Origin of the sequence: Nakamurella sp. UYEF19, from assembly GCF_040546275.1 — a bacterium.
Lineage (GTDB): Bacteria > Actinomycetota > Actinomycetes > Mycobacteriales > Nakamurellaceae > Nakamurella.
This window is the reverse complement of the sequence record NZ_JBEPNO010000010.1, coordinates 89,388-103,112: the sequence shown is the minus strand read 5'-3', so window position 1 is coordinate 103,112 and position 13,725 is coordinate 89,388. Positions and strand designations below refer to the sequence as shown.

Annotated in this window: 14 protein-coding genes; 7 read left to right on the top strand and 7 right to left on the bottom strand. The window is 68.7% G+C overall.

The window, feature by feature from the left end:
• The first annotated feature begins 9 nt into the window (after positions 1–9).
• The 5 genes from ABIB25_RS15390 to mshC all read left to right on the top strand — a co-directional run bounded on the left by ABIB25_RS15390 (position 10) and on the right by mshC (position 4,353).
• Positions 10–744: a histidine phosphatase family protein gene (locus ABIB25_RS15390; protein ID WP_354529341.1), complete on the top strand. Its 735-nt coding sequence runs from the start codon at positions 10–12 to the stop codon at positions 742–744.
• 109 nt (positions 745–853) lie between these two features.
• Positions 854–1,417, top strand: a complete 564-nt coding sequence (locus ABIB25_RS15385; RefSeq protein WP_354529340.1) for a DUF3090 domain-containing protein — start codon at positions 854–856, stop codon at positions 1,415–1,417.
• A gap of 18 nt (positions 1,418–1,435) precedes the next feature.
• Positions 1,436–2,275 (top strand): SCO1664 family protein, encoded by an 840-nt coding sequence (locus ABIB25_RS15380; protein ID WP_354529339.1) that lies wholly within the window; start codon positions 1,436–1,438, stop codon positions 2,273–2,275.
• Positions 2,276–2,277: 2 nt separating this feature from the next.
• A complete protein-coding gene (locus tag ABIB25_RS15375) occupies positions 2,278–3,093 on the top strand; it encodes a matrixin family metalloprotease (RefSeq protein ID WP_354529338.1) in 816 nt (271 codons plus the stop codon).
• A gap of 9 nt (positions 3,094–3,102) precedes the next feature.
• Positions 3,103–4,353 carry a cysteine--1-D-myo-inosityl 2-amino-2-deoxy-alpha-D-glucopyranoside ligase gene (gene mshC / locus ABIB25_RS15370; protein WP_354529337.1) on the top strand — a complete coding sequence of 417 codons (1,251 nt, stop codon included), beginning with the start codon at positions 3,103–3,105 and terminating at the stop codon, positions 4,351–4,353.
• Between the two features lie 67 nt (positions 4,354–4,420).
• Here mshC and sigK read toward each other — a convergent pair whose 3' ends face one another.
• From sigK to ABIB25_RS15355, 3 genes are all read right to left on the bottom strand, one after another.
• A complete protein-coding gene (sigK, locus tag ABIB25_RS15365) occupies positions 4,421–5,020 on the bottom strand; it encodes an ECF RNA polymerase sigma factor SigK (protein ID WP_354529336.1) in 600 nt (199 codons plus the stop codon).
• A gap of 88 nt (positions 5,021–5,108) precedes the next feature.
• Complete coding sequence (locus tag ABIB25_RS15360; protein ID WP_354529335.1) at positions 5,109–5,723, bottom strand: HdeD family acid-resistance protein; 615 nt, start codon at positions 5,721–5,723, stop codon at positions 5,109–5,111.
• A 101-nt stretch (positions 5,724–5,824) separates the two neighbouring features.
• Positions 5,825–6,649: a PAC2 family protein gene (locus tag ABIB25_RS15355; RefSeq protein ID WP_354529400.1), complete on the bottom strand. Its 825-nt coding sequence runs from the start codon at positions 6,647–6,649 to the stop codon at positions 5,825–5,827.
• 201 nt (positions 6,650–6,850) lie between these two features.
• Here ABIB25_RS15355 and ABIB25_RS15350 point away from each other — a divergent pair, with 201 nt between their 5' ends.
• On the top strand, positions 6,851–7,546 hold the full coding sequence (locus ABIB25_RS15350; protein ID WP_354529334.1) for an HAD family hydrolase: 696 nt from the start codon (positions 6,851–6,853) through the stop codon (positions 7,544–7,546).
• 54 nt (positions 7,547–7,600) lie between these two features.
• On the opposite strand, the gene ABIB25_RS15345 is transcribed toward ABIB25_RS15350, so the two are convergent.
• Positions 7,601–9,196, bottom strand: coding sequence for an efflux RND transporter periplasmic adaptor subunit (locus ABIB25_RS15345; protein ID WP_354529399.1), 1,596 nt, complete (start codon positions 9,194–9,196; stop codon positions 7,601–7,603).
• Between ABIB25_RS15345 and ABIB25_RS15340 the strand changes: the two genes are divergently transcribed.
• Positions 9,186–10,157, top strand: a complete 972-nt coding sequence (locus tag ABIB25_RS15340; RefSeq protein WP_354529405.1) for a hypothetical protein — start codon at positions 9,186–9,188, stop codon at positions 10,155–10,157. The two genes, ABIB25_RS15345 and ABIB25_RS15340, sit on opposite strands and share 11 nt — an antisense overlap.
• 366 nt (positions 10,158–10,523) lie before the next feature.
• Here the strand turns inward: ABIB25_RS15340 and ABIB25_RS15335 are convergent, their stop codons facing one another.
• The 3 genes from ABIB25_RS15335 to ABIB25_RS15325 all read right to left on the bottom strand — a co-directional run bounded on the left by ABIB25_RS15335 (position 10,524) and on the right by ABIB25_RS15325 (position 13,688).
• A complete protein-coding gene (locus ABIB25_RS15335) occupies positions 10,524–11,588 on the bottom strand; it encodes a hypothetical protein (RefSeq protein ID WP_354529333.1) in 1,065 nt (354 codons plus the stop codon).
• A 100-nt stretch (positions 11,589–11,688) separates the two neighbouring features.
• A complete protein-coding gene (locus tag ABIB25_RS15330; protein WP_354529332.1) occupies positions 11,689–12,921 on the bottom strand; it encodes an ABC transporter permease in 1,233 nt (410 codons plus the stop codon).
• The gene (locus tag ABIB25_RS15325) at positions 12,918–13,688 is read right to left on the bottom strand and encodes an ABC transporter ATP-binding protein (RefSeq protein WP_354529331.1); all 771 of its coding nucleotides are present in this window, start codon (positions 13,686–13,688) and stop codon (positions 12,918–12,920) included. Before ABIB25_RS15325 ends, ABIB25_RS15330 begins: the two co-directional genes overlap by 4 nt.
• Positions 13,689–13,725 lie beyond the last annotated feature (37 nt).

The following is a 13,725-nucleotide window of genomic DNA, read 5'->3' as shown; positions in this document are numbered from 1 at the left end:
GGTTTCTCAGTGACGACCGTTGTTCTACTACGCCACGGCCGCTCCACCGCCAACGTCGCGGGCGTGCTCGCCGGCCGGACGCCTGGCGTGTCCCTGGACGACAAGGGCCGGGAGCAGGCCGAGGCGGTCGCGACGAGGCTGGCCGGCATCACCCTCGACGCCCTGATCAGCTCCCCGATGGACCGTTGCCAGCAGACTGTTGCGCCGCTGGCCGCGGCCAGTGGGCTGGCCGTGCGTCTGGAACCCAGGCTGGCCGAGGTGGACTACGGCGACTGGACCGGCCGGGCCCTGAAAGACCTTTCCGGCGAGGAACTCTGGCGCACGGTGCAAGGTCATCCATCCGCCGCGGTCTTCCCTGGCGGCGAAGGTCTGGCCGCCGTCGGAATGCGCGCCGTCGGCGCGATCCGCGAGCTGAGCGCCGAATACGGTCCGGACGCCGTCATCCTGGTCTGCTCCCACGGCGACGTCATCAAGGCCATCCTGGCTGACGCGCTGGGCCTGCACCTGGACGGCTTCCAGCGGATCGTCGTCGCTCCCGCATCGCTCTCGGTCATCCGCTACACCCTGTTCCGGCCGTTCGTCGAACGCATCAACGACTCCGGAGAACTGGGGTCGCTGCGGCCGCCGCCCCCACCCCCGGCCGAGGCGACTCCCGAAGACCCAGCGGGACAGCCCACCGGGCAGGGCCGGCACCAGGCGGACGAATCGAGCTCCGACGCCCCGGTCGGCGGCGGCGCCGGCTGAGGACGGAGAGCCGACCCGGTGACCCCCACCACAAACCGGCCGGACGGTCGACAGCCTCGTCGCCAGCGGGGCCCCGCCCACCGGCCGTTGGCATAAGCTCGAAGGCGATATGACACGACAGGTCCACGTCTTCCGCTCGCCCGACCGCTTCCTCGCCGGAACCATCGGGCAACCTGGCGACCGCGAGTTCTTCCTCCAGGTGGCCAAAGGCCGCCGCATCTTCTCCGTGGCCTGCGAGAAGCAGCAGGTGGCCGTGCTGGCCGATCGGCTCGGCTCCCTCATCACCGAGGTGGCCAAACGATTCGACGTGACGGCGCCGGCAATGGAGGGAGCGGGTTCCACCGAGCTGACGCTGACCACCCCGGTCGACGCCGAGTTCCGGGTCGGCACCATGGGTCTGGCCTGGGACGGCGAGGAATCGCAGGTGATCGTCGAGCTGCTCGCGCTCAGCGAGGAGGAGGTCGGCGAGGACATCGTGCTCGAGGACCGGGAGGACGGACCCGATGCTCTGCGCGTCTTCCTGACCCTGGCCGAGGCCAGTGACTTCGCCCGTCGCGCAGAGCTTGTCGTCTCGGCCGGGCGACCCCCGTGCCCGCTCTGCTCCAACCCCCTCGATCCGGAAGGGCACATCTGCCCGCGGCTGAACGGCTACCACCGCGGTGCCGGGGCCTGACGCGCCATCGGTGATCCGATGAGTGCCGGAGATCTGCCGGACCCGGCCGAGATGACGGACCAGTTGCTGGACGAGGACACCGTCAGGCAGGTGTTGACCGAGGGCACGCTGGAGATCAGCGGCCGACTCACCGACGCGTCGAACCTGACCTTGCTGGCGGTGTCGTCGCTGGACGGCGTCGAGTTGGAATGCGTCTACAAGCCGATCCGTGGTGAGCGCCCGCTGTGGGACTTCCCGGACGGCACCCTGGCCCACCGCGAGGTGGCGGCCCGCCGAATTGCCGAGTATGCCCAGTGGGACTGCGTCCCGCTGACCATCATGCGTGGCGGCCCCTACGGAAACGGCATGGTGCAGCGCTGGATCGAGCAGCCGGACGACAGTCCGGACCTGGTGGACCTGGTGCCCGCCAAGAAGATCCCCAGGGGATGGCTGCCGATCATGCGCGCGGTCGACACCGGGGGCGCCGACGTGGCCGTCGTTCATGCCGACGAGGACAAGCTCAAGCTGCTGGCCGGTTTCGACGTCGTGGTGAACAATGCCGACCGCAAGGGTTCCCACATCCTGACGACAGCCGCCGGGGGAGTGCTCGGCGTCGATCACGGTCTGTGCTTCCACACCGACGACAAACTGCGCACCGTCCTGTGGGGCTGGGCCGGGGAGTCCCTCCCGGACTCCGTCGTCGAGGGACTGGCACGGCTCGCGACGGGTATGGCCGGCGATCTCCGTCTGGAGATGGACGAATACCTGACGGTGACCGAGATCGACACGCTGGCAAGGCGGATCGACTACCTGCAGATGTCGCCGCTGTACCCGATGCCGCCGCGCGGGCGGTCCGCCATCCCGTGGCCGCCGCTGTAGCCGTGGCGATCCGCAGGAACGACGAACAGAACGCGTCCCCACGGCGACCGACCGGCTCGGGCCTGCTCGGACCGGTCACCGGATTCGCCCGTGCGTTCGGCCGCACGGCTGCCGGTATGACGCTCGACCTGGCCAGCGGAGCCGCCCGACTGGGTGAGGCCACCGTCGACACCTTGGTCGGCCGCCACCGCGCGCCGGGAGTGCTGCGGGTCCAGGTGCTGATCCTGCGGGACGAGAGCGGGACACCGCTGTGCAGCGCCGACGCCGTGCGCCCCTCGCTCGAGAACGCCGGCCGCATCCTGCAGCAGCATGCCGGTCTCCGCGTCCGGGTCGTCGGAGTTCGCACCGTCTCCGAAATTCCTCCGCCCGAAGCGCTGGACCCACGCGCCAACCGAGGGCTGATGATCGATGACATGTTGGGGCACACCGCTTTCTACCGTCGTCATCTCGGCGCCGAGGTGAATGACGGGGTCGATCCCGGGCTCGTCGCCGCGCCCATCACGGTGGTGGTGGTGCGGAACATCGCGGGCAACACCACCGGCTGCTCGCTCGGGATCTCGGCGGACTGGGTCATCACGCAGAGCACCCTGTACGACGCCGCCAACCCACACTCGTACGACGAAACCGTGCTCGCGCACGAACTGGGCCACGCGTTGAACCTGCCACACCACTCCGATCACGCCAACCTGATGTTCCCGGTGTCATCGCCCCCGCAAAACGTCAGGGGGATGGCTCTCACCCGGTGGCAGCGGGCGGTCCTGCAGACCAACCGTCACGTCGTCCCCGGACGGTCCGGGGACCCTGTCGACCTTGGATAGTCTGGTCGGGTGCGTTCCTGGCTCTCTCCTTCCGTGCCCACCCTCACCCCACGACCTGATGGTTCCGGAGGGAGCGCGATCCTGAGTCTCTACGACTCCTCGACCGGCACGGTCCGTCCGACCGGTCCCGGCCCGGTGGCGACCATCTACGTCTGCGGGATCACCCCGTACGACTCGACGCATCTCGGCCACGCCGCCACCTACCTGGCATTCGATCTGGTGCAACGGTTCTGGCTCGACGCCGGACACCAGGTGCACTACGTGCAGAACATCACCGACATCGACGACCCGCTGCTGGAACGCGCCGAGCGCGACGGCATCGAGTGGGCGGATCTGGCCGCCGAGCAGATCGAACTGTTCCGTCAGGACATGACAGCCCTCCGGGTCCTGCCGCCCGCGGACTACATCGGCGCAGTCGAGGCGATGGACGAGGTCTCGGCCGCTGTGCACCGGCTGGTCGAACTCGGAGCGGCGTACCGGGTCGACGATGCCGAATTCCCGGACGTCTACTTCGACGTCGAAACCTCCGGCCGTTTCGGGTACGAATCCCGGTACGACCGGGCGACGATGGACAAGTTCTTCGCCGAGCGCGGTGGCGACCCCGATCGACCGGGCAAGAAGCACGAGCTCGACCCGCTGCTCTGGCGGATGGCCCGACCCGGCGAGCCGTCCTGGCCGTCAGCTCTCGGGAGGGGAAGGGCCGGCTGGCACATCGAGTGCGCGGCCATCGCCGGTCACCGGCTGGGCGTCCTCGGAGCCGATGGCCGGCCGATCGACGTGCAGGGCGGGGGCAGCGATCTCATCTTTCCGCACCACGAATGTTCGGCGGCCCACGCCGAGGTGCTGTCCGGGCTGGACCGCTTCGCGCAGCACTACACGCACGCCGGGATGATCGGGCTCGACGGTGAGAAGATGTCCAAGTCCCGCGGCAACCTGGTCTTCGTGTCGAAGCTGCGGACGCAGGGTGTCGACCCGATGGCGATCCGGCTGGCGCTGCTGGCGGGCCACTACCGAACCGACCGGTTCTGGGACGACCTGCTGCTGCAGGTCGCCGCCGAACGCCTGGCCACCTGGCGGGCCGCCGCCGGACGTCCCGGAAGCGACGGCGCCCCGGTCGTCGCCGCACTGCGGGAGGCCCTGTCGAACGATCTGGACACGCCCGCCGCTCTGTCGATCCTGGACGAGTGGGCGGCCGGCACCACGGTGGGGGGGCCGACGGTGGCCGCCGCGGTCGACGCCCTGCTGGGTGTGGAGCTGTAGAAGGCCTGGACCGAGCACTCGGGCTGGGTCCGGCGTCCGCGGAACGGGTGGGTCAGGGCCGGCTCGATCAGGCCGGCACTCCCATGCAGTCGCGCAACCTGATGAGTCCGTCACGCATCCGGGTCTTGATGGTCGGCAGCGCAGCACCCAGCATCTCGCCGACCTCACGTTGCGTGTGTCCGCCGAAATAGGCCAGCGTGATGGACTCGCGCTGCAGTGGGGTCAGGGTGTCGAGGCATTCGCGCACCTCGACGGCGTCCGCTTGGTCCACCACGGAGTCGGCCACCGAATCGACGTCCCGATCGAAATTGTCGACCGACGAGCGGAGATCGCGCACGCGTGACGCCTGCGACTGGCGCACCCGGTCGACGGAACGGCCATGCGTGAGCGTCATGATCCAGGAGGTCGCGCTGCCACGGGCCCGGTCGAATCGTGCGGCCCGGCGCCAGATCTCGAGGAAGATTTCTTGTGCAACCTCCTCGGCCTGGCTCGGATCGCGGAGGATGCGATTCGCCAGGCCGAAGACCCTGGCCGAGAACCGCTCGTACAGCTGGGTGAACGCCGGCCGGTCACCGCCGCTGACGCGCTCGAGCAGAAACTCGGGCGTGACGTCCTCGGACACGACAGATCCACCGAGCGACGACACCTGCGCCTCGGGGGAACCCATGTGACCATCCTGACTCACGGATGCACTCCGTGTCTAATGTTGGACGCAAAGTAACACTGATTGTGACCTTCGGCTGAGATGGACACCCTCAGTGAGCAAGTTTGCGGATCCGCCACCCCAGTGCCAGTTCCCCGACACCGCGGACGATGAACGAGATTCCGGCAATCAACGCCACCGTCACGATCGCGACACCGGGGTGGGTGAGCAACACGATGGCAGCCACGATCGACAGCACGCCCAGGATGCCGAACCATACCCGGTTTGCAGGCGACGCGGAGGCGACGAGGAGGTCACCGAGCCCCGTCAGCAGGAACCAGATCGCACTGCCGAGGACGATCGCCCAGATGCCGGCTCCCGGGTGGAAGATGCAGATCAGGCCGGCCACCACGGCGATACCGCCGATGACGTACGTGGCGACCGGGCTGCCGCCGGCCCGGCGCACCACGGACCCGACCCCGATGGCCATGACGCCGACCATCAACAGCAGCAGGCCGAAGATGAGCGCCAGGACGACAATCGTCACCCCAGGCCAGGCGAGCGCGATGAGGCCGGCGACGACGTCGATGCTGCCGATCACCAGCAGATGACCGCTGCTGTAGGAGCGGGTCAGTCGGCGCATGGCGCCGAGGCCCCCAAGGCCGCCGGCAGCGCCTCCGGACAGGGCGGAGTTCGACGAGAAATCAGGACCGATGCTGTTGGACACGACTGGCCGCCTTCTGTTCTCGAGGTGCTGATGCTGTCAGCGCGTCCGAACAACGACCGGCAGGCGTCATTGGGTTCCCCGAGCCCGGCACGGGGAGGACATCATCGACGCGAGTCGCCCGGCTTCGGGCCACGACGGCGCAGGTAGCGCTCGAACTCGGCGGCGATGGACTCGCCTGATGCCGGCTTGAGCGGCTCGTCCTCCTCGTCCCGTTCCTCGAGGGCCTTGATGTACTCGGAGATCTCCTCGTCCTCCGCGGCGATCTGGGTGACCTCGACCTCCCATTCGTCGGCCTGCTCGGGGAGACCGCCCAGTGGGACCTCGATGTCCAGGACCTCCTCCACGCGATGGAGCAGCGCGAGGGTGGCCTTGGGAGACGGAGCCTGCGAGACGTAGTGGGGGACGGAGGCCCAGAACGAGATCGCCGGGATGCCGACCTGGATGCAGGCGTCCTGGAACACCCCGGAGATCCCCGTCGGGCCCTCGTAGCGGGAGCTGGTGAGCCCGAGCCGCTCCGCCGTCGACTCGTCGTGGGCCGAACCGGTCACCTGGACCGGCCGCGTGTGGGGCACATCCGCGAGCAATGCACCCAGGGTGATGACGGTGGCCACATCGTGTGCGAGCGCGATGTCCAGCAGTTCCTGGCAGAAGGCCTTCCACCGGAAGTTCGGCTCGATGCCGTGCACCAGGATCACGTCGTACGGGACGGTCGGCAGGCGGCAGACGGACAGTCTGGTGGTCGGCCACTCGATGGTCCTGGTGACGCCCTCGATGAGGCGGACCGTCGGACGGCTGACCTGGAAGTCGTAGAACCCCTCCGGATCGAGCTCGCTGAGCGGTGACGCGTCCCAGACCAGGCCCAGTTGCTCCACCGCCGAGGTGGCCGCGTCCCCTGCATCGTTCCAGCCCTCGAATGCGGCGATCATCACCGGACTCCGAAGCGCCGTAGGTTCGCCACTGTCGAAAACGTCACTCACGTCGCTCACCCTACGTCGGGGGAAGGCCGCTCGTGGCGACCCCGACGCCGCGCCGGACGCTCCGTCAGCCGCTCGTGGACCCGATATTCTTCTGGGCGTCGCCCCGCCCGATCCGTCCAGGATCGGGTCGACCCCAACCGAGGAGTTCCCATGATGTCCCCAGCCGCCGGCGCCTCTCCCGAGCTCCGGGCCGTGCTGTTCGACATGGACGGCACGCTGACGGACTCCGAGCGGCTCTGGACCATCGCCCTCGACCGGGTGGCCGCCCACTACGGCGGGGCACTGCGGCCCGAAACCCGCGAGGCCATGGTCGGGCAGGACATGTGGGCGACCATCGGCCTGATGCACCGTGAGCTCGGAGTCGACGGCACGCCCGAGGCGACGGCGCGGATGCTGACCGATCACACCTTGCAGATATTCCACGACGGGCTGCCCTTCAAGGATGGTGCCGGCGAATTGCTGGCCGCCGTGAAAGCGGCCGGGCTGCGGACCGCTCTCGTCACGGCGACCTACCGGAACCTCGTCGAGGTCGCGCTGGATACGTTGGGCCACCGTACTTTTGACGTCATCGTCTGCGGTGACGAGGTGTCGAGGAACAAGCCGGACCCGGAACCCTACCTGCGGGCCTTGGAACTGCTCGGCCTACCCGCCCAGGATTGCCTCGTGGTCGAGGACTCGCCGACCGGGTCACGGTCCGCGTCGCTGGCCGGCATCGGCGTGCTGGTCGTCCCGTCCGAGATCCCGGTTCCCGAGGCGCCCGGACTCGTCTTCGCCGAGACGCTCGTCGGCATCGACGTGGACCGGCTGGATCAGATCCACTCGACGCTGCTCGGCGCCCGCGTCTGACCGGCGGCGGTCGCCCGCCGCCGGTCACTGCGTCATCCTGGCTAGGTCACTCAGTCATCCTCCGGGGCGATTCGCGCCCGCACCGGGCCTGGTGAAGCCACCCGCTCCGTTACCCGTGTTGGCGTTGCCGCTTCCGCCCAGCAGACCGGCGGCGCTACTGCTGCTGGGCGTCGCCATCGGCTGGTCGAGATTGGCGATCGCGACCTGCTGGCCGGCCTCGAGCCCGGAGGTGATCTCGGTCAGGTCGGTACCGATCGCTCCGACCTCGACCGCCACACTCTCCAACTGGCCGTTGGTCAGCACCGAGACCGAGTGGACATTGCCCGACGTGTGCACGGCAGAGGTCGGGACGGTCAGCACATTCGCGACCTGTGCCAACGTGATCGCCACCGAGGCGCCGGCGCCCTGGTACAGCGTCTGCGCGGACGGATCCAACAGGACGGTGACCGGATAGGTGGTCGTTCCCGAGGTGGCGGAACTGCTCAGTATCCCGACGTAGGTGACCTTGCCGGGGATCGAATCGGTGATGCCGTTGACCGTGACAGCAGTCTTGTCGCCGACCTCGAGCTGATCGATGAGCGCGAGGCTGATGGTGGTCGACACCTGGTACTGACCCGGCCCCAGAATCGTGATGACGCTCGTGGTGGAGTTGGCGCCGACCGCGGTACCCGCCGTCATGGACACGGAGGCCACGGTGCCGGCGATGGGACTCGTCAGCGTGGCCGCCTTCAGGTTCTGGGCGACCACCGAGATGTTGGCCTCGTCGAGATCGATCTGCGCCTGATCGGCGGCGATGTCGGCGGCTGTCGGCGTGCGTCCCGACTGCCCACCATTGGCCGCCGCTCCGCCGGAACCCTGCGGGTTGGAGGCCGATCCACCTGATCCTGCGATGCCGGTGCCGGTGCCGGTGCCGGTGCTGGTGCCGGTGCCGGAGCTGGAGCCGGAGCCGGAGCCGGAGCCGGAGCCAGCAGAACCGCCGCTGCCCGAACCCGATACACTGCCCGCTCCGGCTGCAGCCGAGGTCGAGCCCGACGTGCCGGTGCCCGTTCCTGCGCCGGAGCCTGAGCGGGTGCCCGAACCGGTCCCTGACGTGTTGCCCGTCCCAGTTCCGGTGCCGCTACTGGTGCCGCTACTGGTGCCAGAGCCGCTCCCAGTGCCTGTTCCGGAGCCGTTTCCGGCGCCCGAGCCACCCCGCGAGGAGGTGCTCGTGGGCGCCAACCCGGACGTGGTCGGCGCGCTCGAGCCGCCGCGGCCGGTGCCCGTGCCCGTGGTGCCGAGGTCGAGCAGTTTGTCCAGGGTGACCAGATTCTTCTGCTGGGTCGACTCGAGGTCGGCCAGTTCGGTCTGATCCTTCAGCACCTGGGCCACCGCCGCCTGGCACTGACTCAGCGCCGCGGCCGGAGCCAACGACGTCGAGGTGCTGACCGGGGCGCTCCTGGCTGTCGTGCTGCTGGCCGTTGTGCTGCTGGCCGGGGCGCTGCTGGCCGGAGCGCTGCTGGCTGTCGTGCTGCTGGCCGTTGTGCTGCTGGCTGTGGTGCCGGGCGTGGACACCTCGAGCTCGTCGTAGGCGGCCTGCGCCGCCACCAGGGTGTTGCCCCGCCCGACGACGACGTCCTCGATCGCGTCCTGCATGGAACGCGTGACGCTCACGGAGGCCGCCGGTTGGTTCGCCGTCGCGGTGGCCGTCGTCGTTGCCGTCGTCGTTGCCGTCGTCGTTGCCGTCGTCGTTGCCGTCGTGGTGACGGTCAACGTGTTTGTGGGCGTGGCTGTCTTTGTGACGGTGGAGGGAAGTGTGACCGTGGTCGGCACCGTCCGCGTGACGGTGACCGGTGACGGCGTCACCGTCACAGTCGAAGGATCAGGCGGGGAAGCCGTGGACGACGAGGTCGCCTCGGTCGGAGTCGTCGCGTCGGTCGCTGTAGTGTCGCCGGGCGGTGTCGTCGCGGTGGTCGGTGTCATGGCCGTGGTCGGTGTCGTGGCCGTGGTCGACGTCGGTGTCGAATTGGTCGGTGTCGAACTGGTCGCGGTCTCGGTGGTCGGCAACGTCATGGTCGAGATCGGTGTGCATGCCGTCAGAGCGGTTTCTGCCTTCACCGTGGTCAGCAACTTGTCGATGGCGGACTGGGTCGAAATCACCGCCTGCTGCGCATTCTTCAGATCGTCGCCCGCTCCCGAGCCCGGTGGCGTCGCGGTCGTTCCGGTCGTCGGCGTCGTGGTGGTGGTCCCGGACCGACCGGGCCCGCCACCAGCGCCCGCCGTCGCCGCGGCGACGGTCGTGGGCGCTGCGGAATGTGATGTGCTGCCAGTCGATCGGCCGGAACCGTTGGCGGTCGCCGCGGCGGAGCCGGAACCACTCCCGGACGAGCCGGACCCACTACCCGACGAGCCGGACCCACTACTGGACGAGCCAGAGCCACTACTGGACGAGCCAGAGCCGGAGGAGCCGGACCCGGCCGACCCGGAACCGCTACCCGATCCCGCGGCAGCCGCAGCGGTCGTGGTGGCAGCGGCGGTGGTCGCGGCGGTTGTCGTCGTTGCAGTGGTGGTGGCCGCCGCGGACTGCGCGGCATCAGCTGCCTGGGTCGCCAGATCCGTCGTCAAGGCGCGTTGATCTGCCGCCAGGGTCGCCTTCGCCGCGGTGACGTCGGCCAGCAGATCGCTGGGATCCAGGGTGGCGATCACCTGGCCGGCGGTCACGCTCTGCCCCATCTTGACCGCCACGGTCGCCACCGTCCCGGCCACCGAGAATGCGGAGGTCGAGTTCTTGACGTAGCTGATGATCCCCGCGGACGTCGTCGTCTGGTCCACCGATCCGAGTGCCGCCAGCGCGGTCCGGTAGGAAGTCGCCTTGGTACCGCTGTTGGCGTAGGCGATCCCGCCACCGATCGCCAGCAATCCACCGATGGCGATCAGGGAGACCGTTGCTCGGCGACGCTGCTTGCGCCGCTTTCGTGCCGTCACCGCCGGGCTGACCATCTCAGCCATTGGTGGTCACCGGGCCGCTGTTGGTGCCGCCCTGACGACCGGTGCGGTTGCCGAGACCGCCGGCCCCGAAGCCGCTGGTACACCCCGTCGCGCCGGCCGGGCTCAGCGCGATGGATTTGGCCGCCACCGCACCCGTCGTATCCGCCGTGCCGATCGCGACCGCACAGAGTCCCACCTCGAGTGCGGTGGATTTCGCCGCGGCCGTCTCGGTGTAGGCCGTCTTGCCGTTGACCGTCACGGTGACCTTGGTGGTCGCCCTCGTCGTGCGATTGGTTTCCTGCACCACGATGGTCGAACCGCTGATCGAGGTCACCGTGCCGGAGGTGCGCTCGCCGAAGGAACCGAAGTTTCCGCGACCGGCCGTCCCGGAGCCGGACGCGCCCGCTCCGCCGGCGCCCGATGCCCCGGAGGGGACCGCACCGTTGGCGGCGCCACCGTTGGCAGCGCCGCCGTTCGGGACGGCCGCTCCGGTCGGGCGGGTGCCGGCTCCACCGCCGAAGCCGCCTCCGGCGCCCGCCTCGCACACGCCCGCAACAGGCTGCGAGATCAGCACTGTCGCCGCGGTCAGCTCGGTGACGGCCGCTCGTGAGGTCGGCGCCTGTGCCGCGCCGCTGGCAGGCGCGGACCCGGTGCCGGTCGGTTGGGTCACCGCAGCCGCTGCTGTCACGCATGAACCGACCTTGACGTCGCGGATCGCCTTCTTCACCGTCTCGGTGAAGGTGGTCGCCGACGTGTACTTGACGGTGGTCTGGGCCGTGGTGTTCTGCACCTGCAAAGTGCCGGCGGCGAGCGCGGCAATGGATCCGTAGGCTTCCGGGCGGACACCGCCTGCCACACCGGCGCCCGTCCCTGTTCCAGCGGCGCCTCCGGTCGTCGCCCCGGCCGTGCCGTTCGGCGCGACGACCTGTCCGGCGGGGGCCGGCGTCGCCGTGCTCGAAGAACTGCTGCAGGCGACCAGGGTTCCCGCGATGGCGAGGGCGGCAGCTCCCAGGATCAACGACCTGGGCCAGGTGCGGGGCGCCCGAGGTGCGCTGAGGATGATCCTGGTGTTCGTCATGAGTGGTCCTTCACTTCGCTGGTGATCGGCTGTTGGCGATGACGTGATGGCGAGAAGCGTTGCGGGGCGTACGGAACGATTAATCTGAGTCTTCAAGGAGTCACTCGCTGCGCAGGGCATCGATGGGCGCGAGCTTGGCTGCCCGGGCGGCCGGGTAGACGCCGAAGATCACACCGATGGCCACTGCGATGGCGATCGAACCACCGACTGCCATCGGAGAGATGACCAGGACGGTGGAGATGAAATGTGGCAGAACCTTTGCGCCGATGATGCCGAGGGCAGCGCCCAACAGGCCGCCGGCCAGGCCGAGAATCGTTGCCTCCACGAGAAATTGGCGCCGGATCGCACCGGGTGGGGCCCCGAGTGCTTTGCGCAGCCCGATCTCCCTGGTCCGTTCGCTGACCGAGACCAGCATGATGTTCATGACGCCGATGCCGCCGACCAGCAATGAGAGGGCGGCGATTCCGGTGAGCAGGATCGTCAGGGTCCTGCTCACGGAGGTGGCCGTGGACAGCAACGATTCCTGACTGCTGATGGTGAAGTCCGCCGACGTGGTCGCCGTGACGTGATGTAGTTGCAGCAGCAAAGATGTCGCCTCCTGATCTGCCGCCGACAGCTGGTCCGCCGATGCCGCCTGGACGTAGATGGTGGACACCGAACTCTTGTTGGTACCTCCCACGACCCTGTTGGCCACGGTGGCCATGGGGAGGATGGCCTGGTCGTCCAGACTCGTGGTCGAGTCGGATCCGGCCGTCGCCAGCACCCCGATCACGGTGAACTCGATGTTGTTCGTGGTGAAGGTCTGACCGACCACGTCCGTACTGCCGTAGAGCTCCGTCGCCGTCGACGAGCCGATCACGGCGACAGCAGCTTGGGCGGATTCGTCCGCGTCGGTGAGGAACCGGCCACTGGACAGCGTTCTCGACCGGACGGACAACCAGGAGGGGCTGGTGCCGACCACGGACGTCGTCCAGTTCGTCGAGCCGTTGGTCAGCGACAACGAAGTGGTCTTGACTGCCGCGACGGCACCGATGTCGGGTGCCGCGACCTTGGAGGCCAACGCGGTTGCGTCCGCGGTGGTCAACGTCGACGCCGAACCGAACCCGCCGCGGACACCCGCCGTCGAGGTGGTGCTACCGGGGGAGACGATCAGCAGATTGCTGCCGAGGGCGCTGATCTGGGCGCCAACCTGCTGCTGGCTTCCCAACCCGAGGCCGACGGTGAGAATCACCGCGGCGATCCCGATGAGGATGCCGAGCATGGTCAGACCGGAACGCAGCCGGTGGGAGACGATGGAAGCCCAACCGGTGCGCAGCGTTTCGAGGAAATTCACGCGTCGACACCGGCCCCGTGCTGCTTCGGACGGCCGCCGACTCGGACGAGGTCACGGCCGACGTCGGGGTTGGCCGAGTCGGAGGTGATCACGCCGTCCCGGACCCGGACGATCCTCCTGGCCCGTTCGGCGACCTCGAGCTCGTGGGTGATCAGCACGATGGTGCGACCCTGCTCGTGCAGTTCGTCGAACAGGCCGAGGGCGTCCTCGGTGGCGGTGGAGTCCAGATTTCCCGTCGGCTCGTCCGCCAGGATCAACGAGGGATCACCGACCAGGGCTCTGGCCACGGCGACACGTTGCTGCTGGCCACCGGACAACTCACCCGGCTTGTGGTTCACCCGGTCCTCGAGGCCCACCCGCCGGAGAGCTTCGATCGCCTTGGCCTTGCGCGCACCCTTCGACAGGCCGGCATAGATCATCGGCAGCTCGACGTTCTTCCAGGCCGTCAGCGAGGGCAGCAGGTGGAACTGCTGGAAGACGAATCCGATGCGGCGGTTGCGGATCTGGGCGAGATCGATCTCGTCCATCTCGCTGACGTCCTCCCCGGCGAGGTGGTAGCTGCCCTCCGACAAGACATCCAGACAGCCGATGATGTGCATCAACGTCGACTTCCCGGATCCGGACGGACCCATGATGGCCACGTATTCACCCTCCTCGATGCATAACGAGATGCCGTCGAGGGCGCGTACCGAGAGCGAACCGGTCGCGTAGATCTTGGCCACCTGGTCCAGCTCGATGACGGGTGCGGCGGCGGGTGGCCCGGACATCACAGTGCGCCTGAAGACGATCGGCTGCTCATCCGTG